The sequence below is a fragment of the Buttiauxella sp. AC038 genome (assembly GCF_979253565.1).
The window spans coordinates 4,666,067-4,684,480 of record NZ_CEEDCQ010000001.1 but is presented as its reverse complement, the minus strand read 5'-3'; the positions used below and the strand labels follow the sequence as shown (position 1 = coordinate 4,684,480).

17 protein-coding genes and 1 riboswitch are annotated in these 18,414 nt (G+C 50.3%); of the genes, 11 read left to right on the top strand and 6 right to left on the bottom strand.

What is annotated here, in order from left to right:
• The first annotated feature begins 112 nt into the window (after positions 1-112).
• Both AC0IXI_RS22160 and rluF read left to right on the top strand, forming a co-directional pair.
• Positions 113-499 (top strand): hypothetical protein, encoded by a 387-nt coding sequence (locus tag AC0IXI_RS22160; protein WP_134186416.1) that lies wholly within the window; start codon positions 113-115, stop codon positions 497-499.
• A 93-nt stretch (positions 500-592) separates the two neighbouring features.
• Positions 593-1,471: a 23S rRNA pseudouridine(2604) synthase RluF gene (rluF, locus tag AC0IXI_RS22155; RefSeq protein ID WP_064515328.1), complete on the top strand. Its 879-nt coding sequence runs from the start codon at positions 593-595 to the stop codon at positions 1,469-1,471.
• A 1-nt stretch (position 1,472) separates the two neighbouring features.
• On the opposite strand, the gene AC0IXI_RS22150 is transcribed toward rluF, so the two are convergent.
• Complete coding sequence (locus tag AC0IXI_RS22150; RefSeq protein WP_064515331.1) at positions 1,473-1,745, bottom strand: YjbD family protein; 273 nt, start codon at positions 1,743-1,745, stop codon at positions 1,473-1,475.
• 235 nt (positions 1,746-1,980) lie between these two features.
• Here AC0IXI_RS22150 and AC0IXI_RS22145 point away from each other — a divergent pair, with 235 nt between their 5' ends.
• Entirely contained in the window at positions 1,981-2,340 is a 360-nt protein-coding gene (locus AC0IXI_RS22145; protein ID WP_232865333.1) for a type II toxin-antitoxin system RelE/ParE family toxin, read from the top strand.
• Positions 2,337-2,675: a helix-turn-helix domain-containing protein gene (locus AC0IXI_RS22140; protein WP_471683122.1), complete on the top strand. Its 339-nt coding sequence runs from the start codon at positions 2,337-2,339 to the stop codon at positions 2,673-2,675. Before AC0IXI_RS22145 ends, AC0IXI_RS22140 begins: the two co-directional genes overlap by 4 nt.
• A 44-nt stretch (positions 2,676-2,719) precedes the next feature.
• On the opposite strand, the gene lysC is transcribed toward AC0IXI_RS22140, so the two are convergent.
• Together lysC and AC0IXI_RS22130 are read right to left on the bottom strand one after the other, a co-directional pair.
• Positions 2,720-4,075 (bottom strand): lysine-sensitive aspartokinase 3, encoded by a 1,356-nt coding sequence (gene lysC, locus AC0IXI_RS22135; RefSeq protein WP_134186059.1) that lies wholly within the window; start codon positions 4,073-4,075, stop codon positions 2,720-2,722.
• A gap of 191 nt (positions 4,076-4,266) precedes the next feature.
• Positions 4,267-4,443, bottom strand: a riboswitch (Lysine riboswitch).
• Positions 4,444-4,494: 51 nt separating this feature from the next.
• Positions 4,495-6,300 carry a cation:proton antiporter gene (locus AC0IXI_RS22130; RefSeq protein WP_134186061.1) on the bottom strand — a complete coding sequence of 602 codons (1,806 nt, stop codon included), beginning with the start codon at positions 6,298-6,300 and terminating at the stop codon, positions 4,495-4,497.
• Between the two features lie 211 nt (positions 6,301-6,511).
• On the opposite strand from AC0IXI_RS22130, the gene pgi reads away from it, so the two are divergent.
• The 6 genes from pgi (at position 6,512) to psiE (ending at position 12,973) form a co-directional block, all read left to right on the top strand.
• The gene (gene pgi, locus AC0IXI_RS22125) at positions 6,512-8,161 is read left to right on the top strand and encodes a glucose-6-phosphate isomerase (protein ID WP_064515339.1); all 1,650 of its coding nucleotides are present in this window, start codon (positions 6,512-6,514) and stop codon (positions 8,159-8,161) included.
• A 385-nt stretch (positions 8,162-8,546) separates the two neighbouring features.
• Positions 8,547-8,792: an exopolysaccharide production protein YjbE gene (gene yjbE / locus AC0IXI_RS22120; protein ID WP_134186063.1), complete on the top strand. Its 246-nt coding sequence runs from the start codon at positions 8,547-8,549 to the stop codon at positions 8,790-8,792.
• A 62-nt stretch (positions 8,793-8,854) separates the two neighbouring features.
• Complete coding sequence (locus AC0IXI_RS22115) at positions 8,855-9,493, top strand: YjbF family lipoprotein (RefSeq protein WP_134186065.1); 639 nt, start codon at positions 8,855-8,857, stop codon at positions 9,491-9,493.
• Complete coding sequence (locus AC0IXI_RS22110; protein WP_471683121.1) at positions 9,490-10,230, top strand: capsule biosynthesis GfcC D2 domain-containing protein; 741 nt, start codon at positions 9,490-9,492, stop codon at positions 10,228-10,230. The genes AC0IXI_RS22115 and AC0IXI_RS22110 overlap by 4 nt, the downstream gene beginning before the upstream one ends.
• Entirely contained in the window at positions 10,230-12,326 is a 2,097-nt protein-coding gene (locus AC0IXI_RS22105) for a YjbH domain-containing protein (protein ID WP_134186419.1), read from the top strand. Before AC0IXI_RS22110 ends, AC0IXI_RS22105 begins: the two co-directional genes overlap by 1 nt.
• 239 nt (positions 12,327-12,565) lie before the next feature.
• Complete coding sequence (gene psiE / locus AC0IXI_RS22100; protein ID WP_134186069.1) at positions 12,566-12,973, top strand: phosphate-starvation-inducible protein PsiE; 408 nt, start codon at positions 12,566-12,568, stop codon at positions 12,971-12,973.
• Between the two features lie 97 nt (positions 12,974-13,070).
• Here psiE and malG read toward each other — a convergent pair whose 3' ends face one another.
• The 3 genes from malG to malE all read right to left on the bottom strand — a co-directional run bounded on the left by malG (position 13,071) and on the right by malE (position 16,900).
• Complete coding sequence (gene malG / locus AC0IXI_RS22095) at positions 13,071-13,961, bottom strand: maltose ABC transporter permease MalG (RefSeq protein WP_413499735.1); 891 nt, start codon at positions 13,959-13,961, stop codon at positions 13,071-13,073.
• A gap of 12 nt (positions 13,962-13,973) precedes the next feature.
• Entirely contained in the window at positions 13,974-15,518 is a 1,545-nt protein-coding gene (gene malF, locus AC0IXI_RS22090; protein WP_064515353.1) for a maltose ABC transporter permease MalF, read from the bottom strand.
• 191 nt (positions 15,519-15,709) lie between these two features.
• Complete coding sequence (gene malE, locus AC0IXI_RS22085) at positions 15,710-16,900, bottom strand: maltose/maltodextrin ABC transporter substrate-binding protein MalE (protein ID WP_471683120.1); 1,191 nt, start codon at positions 16,898-16,900, stop codon at positions 15,710-15,712.
• A 393-nt stretch (positions 16,901-17,293) separates the two neighbouring features.
• On the opposite strand from malE, the gene malK reads away from it, so the two are divergent.
• Positions 17,294-18,403: a maltose/maltodextrin ABC transporter ATP-binding protein MalK gene (gene malK, locus AC0IXI_RS22080; RefSeq protein WP_064515357.1), complete on the top strand. Its 1,110-nt coding sequence runs from the start codon at positions 17,294-17,296 to the stop codon at positions 18,401-18,403.
• The last annotated feature ends 11 nt before the right edge of the window (positions 18,404-18,414 follow it).

Here is an 18,414-nt window from a genome sequence, read left to right as displayed (position 1 = left end):
GCCTTTTACTAAGTTGCCTGTTTTTTCTTCTGCTTAATATTTACACCGTTTATAATCCTGCCGCTTAACTTCATAAAACCAAAGGGATTCGACAGTGAAAATAAAAAAATTGATGATAGCGGCACTCTGTATATCGGCGTTGGCAGGGTGTAAGGCACTCGAAAGAACGGAACCCGTTCGGACACCACAGACCATAATCACTCAGCATGTGACAACTGAGCAGGTCAAAGACGCAATCATCAATGCAGGGCAAGGGCGTGACTGGATAATGTCGGTGGCAGGACCTGGTGTGATTAATGCGACACAAAATATCCGTAAACACAGCGTGACTGTTCGCATTAACTACAGTGAACGAAACTACTCGATTAACTATATCAGCAGTGTGAATTTGCTGGCATCTGGTGGCGAAATACACCGCTCGTACAATCATTGGGTGAATAATCTGGATAAAGATATTCAGAAGAAGTTAGCCGTAATTGCGGCTATGCCTGCTAAATAACCCCCTTTGCGGGCAATGAACTTCGAGTTTGTTGCCCGAGTCTGTTCGCATCGCCCTTCATGTAAGGTATATTCCAGGTTTTACGGAGGAACCATGCTGACCAACTCATCAATACGTCTGAACAAATACATTAGCGAGAGCGGTATCTGCTCCCGCCGCGACGCCGACCGTTACATCGAACAGGGAAATGTTTTTATTAACGGCAAACGCGCCGCGATTGGCGATCAGGTATTTGCCGGAGATGTGGTGAAGGTCAACGGTCAGCTAATCGAACCCCGTGACGAAGACGATCTGGTACTTATCGCACTCAATAAGCCAGTGGGCATTGTAAGTACCACCGAAGATGGTGAGAAAGACAACATTGTCGATTTCGTTAACCACAGCAAACGCGTTTTCCCGATTGGGCGCTTAGATAAAGACTCTCAGGGTCTGATTTTCCTCACCAATCATGGCGATCTGGTGAATAAAATCCTGCGTGCCGGGAATGACCACGAAAAAGAATATGTCGTTACGGTAAACAAACCAGTAACTGATGAGTTCATTCGCGGTATGGGGGCAGGCGTTCCGATGCTAGGAACTGTCACCAAGAAATGCAAAGTGAAGAAAGAAGCTCCCTTTGTGTTTCGTATCACGCTGGTGCAAGGGCTCAACCGCCAGATTCGCCGTATGTGCGAACACTTTGGTTATGACGTGACGAAGCTTGAGCGTACCCGCATCATGAATGTCAGCATGAAAGGTCTGCCGTTGGGCGAGTGGCGTGATTTAACCGACGATGAGTTAGTTGAATTGTTTAAGCTGATTGAGAATTCGTCTTCTGAAGCGAAACCGGCGGCCAAAGCAAAAGCTAAACCGAAGGCGGTTGCGGTGAAAAAACCTGTCGTTAGTGGGCCAAAGAGTGCTGCTAAAACCCCGGCAGAGCTGGCTTCACGTAAACGTTTTGCTCAGCCAGGGCGCAAGAAGAAGGGGCGCTAAATTAGCGCTTCCCACGTGAATGGCTGTTTGCAGACCAGGAATAAGTTGCAGATGTATCTGGTTTTGCCGCTTTTTGCTTTTTAATCTGGCGGACTTTTTTGGCCTCCTGTTCACGCGCTGCTATCAGTTGGTCAATATAAGTTTTTTTAACGTGGTTGATTTCTGAGTTTGTCAGGGGGCGACCATGGGCGATGCGTGCGCGGTCAAGCCGCGTTTTCAATTCGCGCTGCTCGGCTTCGGTCATGTCTTGTTGTGTCAGTCTTGATGTGGACATTATTGCGGCCTCTTAAGAAGTGGCCTCCAGTGTAAAGCAAACTGCTCCCAGGCTCAGTAAAAATCAGCTTTCTGCATGCAATTTGCAGCCGCCCCAGGATATTTTGCGAACCTCCTTCGTAGTTAAACACTTCTTCTTTTACTCCCTGAATTAAAAAAGGCAGCTTATCTGCAGGTAAGGATTATGTTTTCCTAATCTCGACTTTGGTATAAAATTTTATACAAGGGAATGTCAAATGGTCAGGCAATCTGGCGTTCAGGAAAAAGAGATCGTTTGGATTGGAACATCTTATTCAGACTTTCTTACGTTTCCAGCTACGGCAAAGAGAGATGCAGGTTATCAGCTCCACAGAGTGCAAAACGATTTACCTCCCGAAAACTGGAAGATAATTTCTGAGCTTGGGGCTGGGGTATGCGAACTAAGATTGCGCGAAGATACCGGTATTTTCCGCGTCATGTATGTTGCAAAATTCGACGAGGCCATATACGTATTACATTGTTTTAAGAAGAAAACACAGAAAATGACCGGGCCCGATAAAGAAGTTACAAGCGCCCGATATAAAGCGGTATGCCACTACCGAAGGGGTCCTGAATGACTGCAAAAATCGATACTCATATTCGCCATATAACGCCTGCGGGAACGAACATTTTTCTCGACCTTGGTTTTTCCTCCGAAGAGGCGGAACAACTGTATGCTGACTCAACAAATGAAATTGCGAATGCCAAAGCCATTAAAGAGCAGCTGATGGAAGAGATAGCTCAGTGGATCGAGGCGCATCAACTCAAGCAGGCAGAAGTGGCGGCGGTGTTGCATATTTCTCGTCCTCGCGTGTCGGATGTCGTGAACAAGAAAACCAGTAAATTTACCATTGATGCATTAGTTAACATGCTCAGCCGTATCGGCAAGCCAGTCAGTGTTTCTGTAGGTTAAAAGCAAAAGCCCGGTTTCCCGGGCCATTTGTTTACCACATCGTTTTATTCAAACAGATTGTGATGAAGTTTCTGCACCACTTTTTCAGCGTCGTCGCCAGGTACCAGGAAGCACAGGTTGTAGCTGGATGCGCCATAGCAAATCATGCGAATGTTGAAGGGGTCGAGAACGCCAAACACCTCTTTGCCCACGCCGCAGGCCTGGGAAAGTTTGTTACCGATGATGGCAATCAGGGCGAGGTTTTCTTCCACTTCTACGCGGCACAGTGAGGAAAGCTCGGTCAGCAGCGACGTGGTCAGCGGGCTATCACTATTGGAAGTTGAACCCGTGGTATCGAGCGTCAGTGCAATGCTAACTTCTGACGTGGTAATCAAATCAACAGAAACATTATGCTGCGCCAGAATGTTGAACACTTCCGCCAGGAAACCATGGGAGTGCAGCATGCTCAGGCTATTGAGCGTCACCAGGGTTTGTTTACGACGTAATGCCAGAGCACGGAACAGCGGTGGATTTTCTGTTTTGTTACAAACCAGTGTACCACCTGCTTTTGGGTCTTTGCTGGAGCCGACAAACACTGGAATATCGCTACGCACCGCTGGCATTAATGTCGCCGGATGCAGTACTTTTGCGCCGAATGTTGCCATTTCAGCAGCTTCTTCAAAAGCAATTTTGTCGATGCGTTTTGCCGCTGGCACCACACGTGGGTCGGTGGTGTAAATCCCCGGCACGTCAGTCCAGATATCAACGCGACTGGCATGTAGTGCTTCACCCAACAGCGCCGCTGTATAGTCGCTACCGCCACGTCCAAGCGTGGTGGTGCGGCCTTTCGCTTCACTACCAATAAAACCTTGAGTGATGACCAGAGATTGAGCCAGGCGAGGCTGAAGCTGTTGATTTGCCAGTTCTGCTAATGTGGCGACATCTGGTTCAGCACGGCCAAATCGGTCATTGGTGCGCATGATTTTGCGGATATCGAACCACTGGGCATCAACTTTGCGCTCGCGCAGGATCTCCACAAACAGCAGCGTAGACATCAATTCACCGTGGCTAACCAGTTCGTCAGTTAACGCGGTAGAAGTAGCAAGAGATGCCGCTTCAGCTAGCGTGGTGATGTTTTCAAGCAGACGTTCAACTTCTTCGCGGATGATTTGCGGATTTGCCAGACGCTCGACAATGTCATATTGAATTTTGCGGATCGCATCGAGCTTAACAAAACGCTCTGTAGCTTCCAGACCGTTTGCCAGCGCAACTAGCAAATTGGTGATACCCGCCGATGCGGAAAGGACGACAACGCGAACGTGTTCATCAGCCAGCACCACGTCGGCGCTGCGGTTCATCGCGTCGTAATCTGCAACGCTGGTGCCGCCAAATTTGGCAATAACGGTTTGTGGGTAGGACATTACAGCCTCGTGTCAGGGAGCCATTGTTATGGCAAAAAAATAAATTAGCCTTGGCACAAGGGAAGAGCGGGATACGGGGCAGACGTAGAATAGAAGTTCTGAACTACGATACACCCAGAAGCGCCCCACCTTGTTTCCCCGATTTCTTGACGCCGCAGACAACGCGGCTGCAACGCCAATAAATTCGGAGAATATATTGGAGCATTCGATTATGAAATGCTCCTGGTGACAGCCCAAGGGATTCAGCCCCCGTGGCCGATAATGCACGCTGCCATACGCACACTACCTCGGCGCCGCTCCCCCTCCTGTGTCGTCTGCGGATTGGCTCCTCAAACACGATACCTGGGCGGCGCGCCTCTTCTGGCTTACTCACAAGTGAGCAAGTAGCCGTATAGAAATAAAATTTTATGCGCCAGATGTCAACTTCTGGAAGATATGGATTTTTCATTCTGCACTAGTGCAATCAGCGTGCAGGGAAGCGTTGGGGTAGTTTTTCCATTTATCGCAATAGTTTTTCCTTCTTCAAGACGGGCAAAAAGTGGCACGACGCCGCGATTTTTCTCCAGATATTCCAGCCAGCCAAAACTTTCATTCAGACGTGTCGCTTTTATGGTCGCACCTTTGGCTAACAGACTGCTCAAACTACTCCAGGTGACATCTTCAGGAAAAAGTTTCTCATGGCGACGAAAGCGCGCGCTTTCGTTGCTGGCTCGACCTTTTAGAACCGTGCCGGAACGAATAGCGAATACCTTATCGTTACCAAAAAGGTGGCTGAAATGATAAACCGCCAGCGCGTTTTGATGCCGATTTGGCGAAAGTGCCAACACCTGGGCGGTATTGCTTAAATCGAGAAAGTTTTCAGCATGTTCTGACCATGCGTTGCCGTAATAGGCTGGTAACCCTTCCATGCGAGCCAGACGGTAATATTCCCAACTATTGTCGGTGAGAATGACAGGTATATTTTGCTTCACCAGCGCGTGGGCGAGCGTTCGCGCGACAGTATTCGCCCCAATAATCAGTACGCCACGAGGTTTGCGTTGTTGTACGCTGAGCCACCGGGCAAGCGGTCCGCTGGTCAGGCTTTGCAAAACTACGGTGCCAATAATAATGGCGAACACCACGCTCACGAGTTTATCCGCGCCTTCATAACCGCTTTTTTGTAGCGTCAGCGCGAATAATGAACTGACTGCTGCCGCGACAATTCCGCGTGGAGAAATCCAACTTAACAGCAACTTTTCGCGCAGGGTTAACGACGAACCGAGGGTAGAAATTGCAATGCATAATGGGCGGGCGACAAACTGAATCACCAGCAGCAAAGCAACCAGCGGCCAACCCATCGCCAGCACGCCATGAATATCGAGGCGGGCGGCAAGAATAATAAACAGCGCCGAGATAAGAATTGCTGAGAGTTCTTCTTTGAAGGCGACGATGTCGCTGACATCCACATCACGCATATTCGCAAGCCAGATTCCCAGTACCGTGACTGCCAGTAAACCTGACTCATCGGCCAGCGTATTTGATAGCCCAAAGGTCAGCAAGACCACAGCCAGTACCGCAAAGTTTTGTAGATAACCTGGGAGCCACACCCGCTTTAATGCCGTGCCAAGTAGCCAGCCAAACAGCGCGCCGCAGGCTAACCCTACAACCACTGTTTGCGCGAAGATAATCACCAGGTGCAGGTTTGAGCCCGCCTCATGGCGTAGCGTAATAAATTCGAAAACTAATAATGTGAAGATTGCACCGACCGGGTCGATAACAATCCCTTCCCAGCGCAGCACCTGATTAATTGCAGCATTGGGGCGCACCACGCGCATTAGCGGTGCGATAACTGTCGGGCCGGTAACAACCGTAACGGCGCCCACCAGTGCGGCCAACGCAGGGTCTAAGCCCAGTAGCCACCAACAGGCGACGCTAATCACCCCAAAGGTCGCCAGCATTCCGATGCTCACCAGATTGCGCACCACGCCGCCTAATCCGCGAATCTCATCAAAACGCAGGGTAAGGGCACCCTCGAACAAAATAATGGCGACCGATAAGGAGACAATAGGAAAAAGCAGTTCGCCAAACAATTGATCAGGGTTGAGCACGTGAGTAAACGGGCCAAGAATCAAACCGAATAACAGCAAAGGCAGAATGGCCGGTAGCCGAATTGCCCAAGCCAGCCATTGCGCCGCCAGCGAACTGATCGTGATGACCACCAACAAAAGGGGTACAGACAGTTCCATAAAATTTTTACCTTACCTGGTTTACGAAGCCATACTGTTTTTCTCAGTGTAGACGGGGTCATCGAGGGCTGAGTCCACCCCGGCAACTTTTTAGCGGGCACATAATCTGAAACGGTATTCCCGGTGCAATGGTAGAAAAATCATCACAAATCCTGTTTTGTGGATATACAATTGACCGCAGTCACAGTTCTCAAATCAAAAGGGTAACGCTATGAAAAATATCAACCCAACGCAGACCGCTGCATGGCAGGCTTTACAGGCGCATTTTGACGAAATGAAAGACGTCACAATCGCTGAGCTGTTTGCTCAGGATGCCGACCGCTTTGGTAAATTCTCCGCCACTTTCGACGACTTAATGCTGGTGGATTACTCCAAAAACCGCATCACCGAAGAAACCCTGACCAAGCTGCAAGCGTTGGCAAAAGAGACGGATTTGCAGGGCGCTATCAAATCCATGTTCGCTGGCGAGAAGATTAACCGTACTGAAGACCGTGCTGTGCTGCACGTTGCACTGCGTAATCGCAGCAACACCCCAATCATTGTTGATGGCAAAGATGTGATGCCAGAAGTTAACGCGGTGCTTGAGAAGATGAAAACCTTCTCTGAGAGCATCATCAGCGGTAACTGGAAAGGCTATACCGGTAAAGCGATTACTGACATTGTGAACATCGGTATCGGCGGTTCAGACCTCGGCCCATTCATGGTGACCGAAGCGCTGCGTCCTTACAAAAACCACCTCAACATGCACTTTGTGTCTAACGTTGACGGGACTCACATTGCTGAAGTGCTGAAGAATGTTGACCCGGAAACCACGCTGTTCCTGGTCGCGTCTAAAACCTTCACCACGCAAGAAACCATGACCAACGCCCACAGCGCGCGCGACTGGTTCCTGGCAACTGCTGGCGATAACAAACACGTCGCGAAACACTTCGCAGCGCTGTCTACCAACGCGAAAGCGGTTGGCGAATTCGGTATCGACACGGCCAACATGTTTGAGTTCTGGGATTGGGTTGGCGGTCGTTATTCCCTGTGGTCTGCAATTGGCCTGTCCATCATCCTGTCTGTGGGTTACGAAAACTTCGTAGAACTGCTGTCTGGCGCACACGCCATGGACCAGCATTTCGCAAACACTCCAGCAGAACAGAACCTGCCTGTGCTGCTGGCGCTGATCGGTATCTGGTATAACAATTTCTTCGGCGCTGAAACCGAAGCAATTCTGCCATACGACCAGTACATGCACCGCTTTGCTGCTTACTTCCAGCAGGGCAACATGGAATCCAACGGTAAGTATGTTGACCGTAACGGCAACGCTGTGGATTACCAGACTGGCCCAATCATCTGGGGCGAGCCTGGTACTAACGGTCAGCACGCGTTCTACCAGCTGATTCACCAGGGTACCAAAATGGTTCCTTGTGACTTCATCGCACCAGCAACCAGCCACAACCCGCTGTCTGATCACCATCCTAAGCTGCTGTCTAACTTCTTTGCTCAGACAGAAGCACTGGCCTTTGGTAAAGCTCGCGAAGTGGTTGAGCAGGAATATGCAGCTCAGGGTCTGGATCCTAAAACCCTGGATCACGTTGTGCCGTTCAAAGTGTTCGAAGGCAACCGCCCAACCAACTCCATCCTGCTGCGTGAAATCACTCCGTTTAGCCTCGGTGCACTGATTGCGCTGTATGAGCACAAGATCTTTACTCAGGGTGCAATCCTGAACATCTTCACCTTCGATCAGTGGGGCGTGGAATTAGGTAAGCAACTGGCTAACCGTATTCTGCCTGAGCTGGGTGATGCTTCAGAAGTTGGCAGCCACGATAGCTCGACAAATGGTCTTATTAACCGTTATAAATCCTGGCGGGCATAATTAGCCGTTGGATTTAAATATAAGCCGGCCTTATGCGCCGGCTTATTTATGGGTATTGCATAATTATAAGATAATTCCCCTTGTTGCATAATTCCCCCATATATCTCCGCTGAGGTTAATCCTAAAAATACCTATACCCTGATAATTCAGGAGGTTTATTTTCGGATTAATTAGATTGAATTGACAGTGATATATATTTTAACTAATTGTTTTTAATGATTTAACTGTAATTTTTATAATCTTATTATTGTTATATTTCCATTTATCTTAAAGCGCCTCTCATATTTCCCTTCGCGGCCTAACGCTATTACTTGTTGTGTATACTCGAAAACGCCTGAAATTCCTTTTGGGCAAATCTCCATTCATTCAATGAAGGGAAATTGTTATGAAGAAAGTTCTTTATGGCGTTTTAGCCATATTCACGCTGGCAGCAGCTGGTGCGGCGAGTGCTGATCCGGTAGCAGTCGGTGAAGCCGCTGGTGCACAAGCTACTTATGAGTCCGCAGGGAGTTCTACTGCGGCCAGTGCCAGCACTGTCGGGTCAGCAGTGGGTGTAGCACTTGCTGCAACCGGTGGCGGTGATGGTTCCAATACTGGGACCACAACCACCACAACGACCAGCACCCGATAATTCCCGGGTGATTTAACTCTAACCACACTTCGGTGTGGTTATTTCGACTCCGGGGAAACCTCGTGCAGCGACTCGTAATTATTCTTGCTTGCCTGGTACTTCAGGCTTGTTCTGCCACTACGCAAGGCCTTGGTTCATCGCTCTGGCACAGCATTGTCGGTAGTGACGGCGTACAACTGACCAATGACGACATTCAGAATATGCGCTACGCCAGCCAGTACATGAGCATTAATAACGGCCCACAAATATTTGTCGTTCTGGCATATGACGAAAACGGCCAGCAAAAATGGGTAACGCAAGACCGGGCAATGATCGTCACCGAACAAGGCCGTATCGTAAAAACCACCGGTCTTGGCGACAACCTCCAGCAAGTGACTAATACGCTAAACGACCCGCTGGTACATGCAAATCAGATAACCGATGGCGCAAGTTGGACGCGGCAAATGGCCTGGACCGAACACCAGCAGGTGCGAATGGCAACAGCGCATTCAACCTTTACCTGGGATGGCACCGACACGTTAAAAGTTGCTGAAAGCACCACGCCCGTTCGCGTGCTGAACGAAGAAGTTACCGCTTCCGGCAAAACCTGGCATAACCGCTTTTTGATCGATAGCGAAGGCCATGTCCGCCAGTCAAAACAATATATTGGCCCGGATTATTGGCCTGTCACCACGACTCTGTTGAAGGCGGCAAAAGAATGAAAATAAACGCCAACTCTGGGTGGATGGCGCTTTGCCTGGCCACCCTGCAACTCAGTGCTTATTCGTATGCCGCCGGGAACGTGACTATTTATCCTGGCAATCAGCAACTCTCCAACATAGAGCGCCTCGGTGATTTAGTCTCTCAGCCCTCACTTGCGCGGGCCTGGTGGCCAGGCGCGGTAATTAGCGAACGGCAGGCAACGGCGGTTGCAGAACAACAGCACCAGAAATTGTTAGCCGCTTTATCGGGCTTTGCTGCCGAAGAAGACGGTGACGATGCAGCAGCAATCAATGGCGTGCGCCAGCAAATGCAGGCCATTCACGTTACCGGGCGGCAGTTTGTCGATCTCGACCCGGACTGGGTGCGTGTTCACCCTCGCGCCAATGTTCCACTGCAAGGTGATTACAGCCTGTGGGCCGGGCCGCAGCCTTCCACTATCACGCTGATGGGGCTGGTGAGTTCACCGGGTGTGAAACCTTTCGTTGCCGGGCGCAGCGCCGACGAATATCTCGATGGTATCGACAAACTCAGTGGCGCCGACCGCAGTTTCGCATGGGTGATTTATCCGGACGGCAAAACGCAAAAAGCGCCAGTGGCCTACTGGAATAACCGCCATGTCGAACTCACTCCAGGCAGCATCTTGTTTGTCGGCTTTAAAGAGCGACTATTTAATTCTGATTTCAACGACTTGAATCAGCAAATCCTTAACTCTCTGACTCATCGGAGACCGGATTGATGAAGAAAAAATATCTCTACAGCCTGCTCGCGCTGGCCGTATCTACTGCCTGCCAGGCAGAAACCTTTCCAGACCCTGTAGGGCCGTCACAATCGGATTTCGGCGGTGTGGGTTTGCTGCAAACACCGACTGCACGCATGGCGCGAGAAGGCGAGTTTAGCCTTAACTATCGCGATAACGATCAGTACCGTTTTTACTCAGCCTCAGTGCAGCTTTTCCCATGGCTGGAAACCACATTGCGCTACACCGATGTCCGCACCAGAGAGTACAGCAGCGTCGAAGCATTCTCGGGAAACCAGACTTACAAAGATAAAGCCTTCGATATGAAAGTGCGTCTTTGGGAAGAAGGCTATTACCTGCCGCAGGTGGCGGTGGGGGTACGTGACTTGGGCGGTACAGGCCTGTTCGACAGTGAATACGTTGTGGCGAGCAAAGCCTGGGGGCCGTTCGATTTCACGCTCGGTATGGGCTGGGGTTACATGGGCACCAGCGGCAACGTGAAAAACCCGTTTTGCGAAGTGAGCGATGGCTTCTGCTATCGGGATAACAGTTATAACCAGGCTGGTTCGTTCAACTTTAGCGGCATGTTCCATGGCCCGGCATCACTGTTTGGCGGTATTGAATACCAGACTCCGTGGCAGCCGCTGCGCCTGAAAGCGGAATACGAAGGTAACAATTACACTCAGGATTTCGCTGGCAAACTCGAGCAACGCAGCAACTTTAACGTCGGCGCTATCTATCGCGTCACCGATTGGGCCGACGTTAACGTCAGCTATGAACGTGGCAATACCTTTATGTTTGGGGTGACGTTGCGAACTAACTTCAACGATTTGCGACCAGGATATAACGACAATCGTCGCCCGCAATACCAACCGCAGCCGCAAGATGAAATTTTACAACCGACGGTTGTCGCAAATCAGCTGACGCTTCTTAAATACAATGCTGGCCTGGCAAACCCGAATATTCAGGTGAAAGGCGATACCCTATATGTCACGGGTGAGCAGGTGAAATACCGCGACTCCCGTGAAGGGATTGAGCGCGCAAACCGCATCATCATGAATGACCTGCCGGAGAATATTCGCACCATCCGTGTGACGGAAACCCGCCTGAATATGCCGCAGGTGACGACCCAAACGGATGTCGCCAGCCTGCAAAACCATCTGGAAGGCGAGCCGCTTGGGCATGAAACACAACTGGTGCAAAAACGTGTTGAGCCGGTCATTCCGGAGAAAACCGAGCAGGGATATTTCATCGATAAATCGAAAGTGAACTTCTCGATTAACCCGGTGTTGAACCAGTCTGTTGGCGGGCCAGAGAGCTTCTACATGTACCAGGTTGGCGTAATGGGAACCGCTGACTGGTGGGTGACGGATCACTTGCTGACCACCGGCAGCCTGTTTGCCAATATTGCCAATAACTACGACAAATTTAACTACACCAATCCACCTAACGACTCAACGCTGCCGCGCGTGCGTACCCATGTGCGTGACTACGTTGAGAACGATATTTACGTCAATAACCTGCAAGCCAACTACTTCCAGTATTTGGGCAACAGCTGGTATGGGCAGGTGTACGGTGGCTATCTCGAAACTATGTATGGCGGGGTGGGTGCCGAGGTCTTGTATCGTCCCGTCGACAGCAATTGGGCCATTGGCGCGAATGCCAACTACGTCAAACAGCGTGACTGGCGTAGTGCGCAGGACATGATGAAGTTCACCGATTACAGCGCGCCAACCGGCCATATCACCGGCTACTGGACACCACCGTTTGCCGATGACGTGTTGATTAAACTCAGCATCGGCCAGTATCTGGCGAAAGATAAGGGCGGTACGCTGGAGATCTCCAAACGCTTCGACAGCGGCGTGGTTGTCGGGACTTATGCGACCATCACCAACGTGTCGAAAGAAGAGTACGGGGAAGGGGACTTCACCAAAGGTTTCTACGTGAATGTGCCGCTGGATATCTTCTCGTCGTCACCAACCCGCAGCCGTGCACAAGTGAGCTGGACACCGTTGACGCGTGACGGTGGGCAGATGGTGGGACGTAAGTTTGAGTTGTATGGGATGACGAGCGATCGGGATATTAATTTTAGGTAACGAGGGTTTATTGGAACCTGATGGGGTTCCAATAATTAGGTTTATATGTGTATGTAAGAATGCATTTTTTCGTTCACCGTTAGCAGAGTTATCAAGGAACGCAGAACTTACGGGTGAACGGAACCTTCACCGTACAGCCCATACGTAATAGCCCAACGGTTATATAAGTAAATAATTGAGAACCGCATCACATTTTTAACGTATAACAACACCTCTATACCAGAACAAGAGGCGTTCCTATGACAACCACCCCCGGCGTTGAGCTCATCGCTAAAGTTATGCAAATGGTCCTCAATCTGGCGTTGCTTGCGCTTGGCCTGATCCTCATCATCTTCCTGGGTAAAGAGACGCTGCATTTAGCCACATCGTTATTTGCACCCACCGATCAAGCCAGCAAGTACCAGCTGATAGAAGGGCTAGTGGTTTACTTCCTGTACTTCGAATTTATCGCATTGATCGTTAAATACTTTCAGTCGGGTTATCACTTCCCGCTGCGCTACTTTATCTATATCGGTATCACCGCCATTGTGCGTCTTATCATCATCGACCATAAAGATCCGCGCGATGTGCTGATTTATTCCGGTGCAATCCTGGTGCTGGTGATTACGCTGTGGCTGTGTAACAGCAACCGTTTAAAACGAGAATAAAAAAAGGCGGCCCAAGGGCCGCCATAAGTAAATCCAAGGTCAAATGAGGGTTTTGCAGTGGCATTACGTAATGTGAAGCAATAACTAACAGGAAATCTTAACCCTTCACCCCGCCAGCCGTCAGACCGCTCACCAGCCAGCGCTGCGCCAGTAAGAACACGACAGTAATCGGGATTGCAGAAAGTACAGCGGCTGCGGCAAAGTCGCCCCACAGGTAGTTTTGTGGGTTGAGGTATTGCTGCATACCGACCGCCAGGGTGTAGCTGTTAACATCGCGCAGCAACAATGAGGCCACTGGCACTTCGGTAATTGCGGCGATAAACGACAGAATAAACACCACCGCCAGAATCGGTACGGAAAGCGGTAAAAGCACCAGGCGGAAGGCTTGCCATGGGGTCGCGCCATCCAGTGCTGCGGCTTCTTCCAGTGAGTTATCAATCGTTTCGAAATAGCCCTTAATCGTCCATACATGTAGCGCGATACCGCCAAGATAGGCGAAGATCACCCCACCATGTGTATTCAAACCGATAAACGGAATGTACTGGCCGAGGCGGTCAAACAAGGCGTACAACGCCACCAGTGACAGTACCGCCGGGAACATCTGGAAAATCAGCATCCCTTTCAGCAGTGTGGCTTTGCCCGGGAAGCGCATACGGGCAAAAGCGTAGGCACAAGTGGTGGAAAGCGTCACGATACCCAGCGCGGTAATGACCGCGATTTTGATCGAGTTCCACAACCATAACAGCACCGGGAACGGCGGTGGCGTGACGCTGCCATCGGCATGTTGCACGCTGAAACCGAGCGCTAATTTCCAGTGTTCCCAGGAGATTTGGTCCGGGATCAGGCTGCCCGTCGCGAAGTTACCCGGACGCAGCGAAATCGCAATGACCATCAGCAGCGGGAACATAATTGCCGCGATAAACAGTAGTAATAAAAGGTGCGTGGTAAATAAACGCAGCTTTTGAGATTTGGGTTGAACCATAGCCATGTGTGTTGCTCCTTAATCAAACTTCATACGGGTGGCTTTCAGGTTAACAATCGCTAATGCGCCAACCAGAATGAAGATAAGCGTTGCAATAGCCGCAGCTAAACCAAAGTCCTGACCGCCGCCGCCTTCGAAGGCGATGCGGTAGGTGTAGCTCACCAGCAAGTCCGTATAACCCGCAGGCGTTGTGGTTCCCAGGCGGTCCGGGCCACCATTGGTTAACAGTTGAATCAGCACGAAGTTGTTAAAGTTAAAGGCAAAACTTGCGATCATCAGTGGCGTCAGCGGCTTAATCAGCAGCGGCAGCGTAATCTTAAAGAAGTTCTGGAACGGGCCTGCGCCATCCATTGCCGAGGCTTCGTACAGGTCATCTGGAATTGCTTTTAACAAGCCCATGCACAGAATCATCATGTACGGATAACCCAACCACGTATTCACGATAATAATCATTGAACGCGCGGTGGTCGGGTCGCTAAACCAGGCCGGTTTGATACCAAACAGTGAGCTCAACATCATGTTGATTTCACCGAAGCTTTGGTTGAACAAGCCTTTGAAAATCAGGATAGAAATAAACGATGGCACTGCATATGGCAGTATCAACATCACGCGATAAATCGCTTTGCCTTTCAGCGATTCCCACTGCACAACGCAGGCCAGAATCATGCCAACCGCCACGGTGAGAATCACCGTCAGGATTGAGAAGATCACCGTCCAGACGAAAATCGCCATAAACGGTTTCTGGATGCCTTCATCGTGGAATACACGCAGGAAGTTCTTCCAGCCGATAGTCACCGTGTAGCCTGGGCTTAACTGCTCGTTGCCCCAGTTACCGTCGGCATTTACAGACTGATAGAAACCAGTGCCGTTATTCGGGCGGTACTTCACGCCGCTTTGGTTGTTGGTCAGTTCACCCTTTTCACCTTCAGTGTAAAGCGGGCGTGTGCCGGAAAACTGACGCAGGGAGCTCATGGTCAGGGTGCTTTCATCAGGCATTTCAGCTGTGATTTGCGTCAGCGATGCACGGTTTTGCGTAATCACGCGCAGATTGGCTTTCTCACCTGCAGGAAGAGCATCGGCGTCTTTCAGTTTCAGGTGTTGAGCACCACCAAACTTAAAGGTATCGGAGATAAAATTCTTGCCTGACTCGCCGTCAGTCAGCGCGAGTTGCCACTCATCGCCCGCCGGGTAAAGGCCAAAGTTAAAGGTTTTTCCCGCCTGATACTGGCGGTCCATCAGCACCTGCTGTGCGCGTTCTTGAGTCAGTTGGTTTGTGCTGCTGTAGTTGGTGAAAGCAATGGCGATGGTACAAACCAGTGGGAACAGAACAAACAGCCCCATGCCAGCAAGGCCTGGGTAAACATAGCGCCAGGCGTAAGCCTTACGATTTGCATAAATGTATAAGCCAAGTGAGCTTAAAATCAGCGTCATAATGGCGAACAGGTACTCCCCCTGGGCGTACATCAATACGACAAGATAACCAACTAGCAGTCCCATCAGGCCGATGACTGACCATTTCAGTGCATCGCTTTGCCACCAGTGGTTCTTTTTAACTACATCCATGGGGTCTTCCTCTATACCCTTCATACTTCAAGTTGCCTCTTTGTTGGCTGTGAGAACTCGCCCAAATCACTTAGTTTACTAAGCTCATTGGGACTCATTCTCTTGCCGCCTCGATGCAACTCGAATTATTTTGGGTATCTAATCATATTATTATTTTCCCTCTCTTTTCAGAGAGGGAATTGACCAGATACTTACTTAGTGATACGTCCCTGAGCATCTTTCAACGCTTCATCAACAGTCTGGCGACCGCTAACTGCGTTGATGACTGCGGTACGAACGGCATACCAGAAAGCAGACATCTGCGGAACGTTTGGCATGATTTCGCCTTTCTGGGCGTTATCCATGGTGGCGGCGATACGTGGGTCTTTCGCCAGTTGATCCTGGTAAGATTTAAGTGCAACTGCACCCAATGGCTTGTCTTTGTTGACTTCAGCCAGACCCTGGTCGGTCAGCAGGTAGTTTTCCAGGAACTCTTTCGCCAGTTCTTTGTTAGGGCTGGCGGCGTTAATACCGGCACTGAGCACACCAACGAACGGTTTAGATGCTTTACCTTTGAAGGTTGGCAGCAGCGTTACGCCGTAATTGATTTTGCTCTTATCGATGTTGGACCATGCCCACGGGCCGTTGATGGTCATCGCGGTTTCGCCTTTGTTAAAGGCCGCTTCTGCGATGGAGTAGTCGGTATCCGCGTTCATCTCTTTGTTTTTAATCATGTTGACCAGGAAGCTCAGGCCAGCTTTCGCGCCTGCGCTATCGACGCCAACATCTTTCACGTCGTATTTGCCGTTTTCGAGTTTGAACGCATAACCACCGTCAGCAGCGATAAGCGGCCAGGTGAAGTACGGTTCTTGCAGGTTGAACATCAACGCACTCTTACCTTTCGCTTTCAGCTGCTTATCGAGTGCTGGGATCTCTTCCCAGGTTTTCGGCGGATTAGGTACCAGGTCTTTGTTGTAAATCAGAGAGAGTGCTTCAACCGCAACTGGGTAAGCGATGATCTTGCCGTTGTAACGAACTGCGTCCCAGGTAAACGGATAGAGTTTGTCCTGGAAAGCTTTGTCTGGAGTGATTTCGGCCAGCAGGCCAGATTGTGCATAACCACCGAAACGGTCGTGTGCCCAGAAGATGATGTCCGGGCCATCGCCAGTTGCCGCAACTTGTGGGAATTTTTCTTCCAGTTTGTCCGGGTGTTCGATGGTGACTTTAATACCGGTATCTTTCTCAAACTTCTTACCAACTTCAGCAAGGCCATTATAGCCTTTGTCACCATTAATCCAGATGACCAGTTTGCCTTCTTCTATTTTAGCCAGTGCAGAGGCGGAAAACATCATCGTTGTCAGGGCAGACAGAGCGAGGATGCGGGCGCCAGTTTTAATTTTCATATTTATTCCCATCCTTTGAATGGTGGTTTGCTATGCGCGTGGATACATCAAGGTCAAGGTAGTGGCGTTACGGATGCCAGTTTGCGCAGATGGCAAGTGCTTCTCATCCTCCTTAGCCCTACGCCCCCACCCTGGTATCTGTGATCGCCATTACATAACTGACAGTTATGTGTTCTGGCGCACACAAAACCCCACGGAAAATTGAAACGAAGATCACGAAAAACTGTCGCGCCCACTGTAACCGGTTGCAGAAACTCGCTTCTCATCCTCCCGCCTCCTCCCCCATTAAAAACAGCAGGGTGGAGGATTCACGAAATGTATCGATCCGTCATAGTCCGACACATCTTGAATCACCTGCCGTTTAGCAGAGTGACGGAATGAAGGGAGAAGTACATGGCAAGCGTACAGCTACGGAACGTAACGAAAGCCTGGGGTGACGTGGTGGTATCGAAAGATATCAACCTCGACATTCAAGAAGGTGAGTTCGTGGTTTTTGTTGGACCGTCAGGCTGCGGTAAATCCACTCTGTTACGCATGATTGCAGGTCTGGAAACGATCACCAGCGGTGATTTATTCATCGGTGATACCCGCATGAACGACATCCCACCCGCTGAGCGTGGCGTCGGCATGGTATTCCAGTCTTATGCTCTTTATCCCCATCTTTCCGTTGCTGAAAACATGTCCTTCGGGCTGAAGCTGGCAGGTGCCAAGAAAAGCGATATCAATCAACGTGTCACCCAGGTTTCAGAAACTTTGCAACTGGGGCATTTATTAGAACGTCGCCCGAAAGCACTTTCTGGTGGCCAGCGTCAGCGCGTAGCTATTGGCCGTACGCTGGTGGCTGAACCACGTGTATTCCTGCTTGATGAACCTCTTTCAAACCTTGATGCGGCACTGCGTGTGCAGATGCGTATTGAGATTTCCCGACTGCATAAGCGCCTTGGTCGCACCATGATTTACGTTACCCACGACCAGGTCGAAGCGATGACGCTTGCCGACAAAATTGTGGTGCTGGACGCAGGCCGCGTTGCGCAGGTGGGTAAACCACTCGAGTTATATCACTACCCGGCGGATCGTTTTGTTGCGGGCTTTATTGGCTCGCCAAAAATGAACTTCCTGCCAGTAAAAGTCACCGCTACTGCCATTGATCAAGTGCAGGTTGAATTACCGAACCGTCAGCAAGTCTGGCTGCCGGTAGAAAGTAAGGAAGTGCAGGTCGGTGCCAACATGTCTCTCGGTATTCGCCCAGAACACCTACTGCCAAGCGACATCGCCGACGTCACTCTCGAAGGCGAAGTACAGGTTGTTGAACAGCTTGGTCATGAAACTCAGATTCATATCCAAATCCCCGCCATCCGTCAGAACCTGGTGTACCGCCAGAATGACGTGGTGTTGGTAAAAGAGGGTGCCACATTCGCTATTGGCTTGCCGCCAGAGCGGTGCCATCTGTTCCGAGAAGATGGCACCGCATGTCGTCGGTTGCATCAAGAGCCAGGTGTTTAAGCATTCCCATA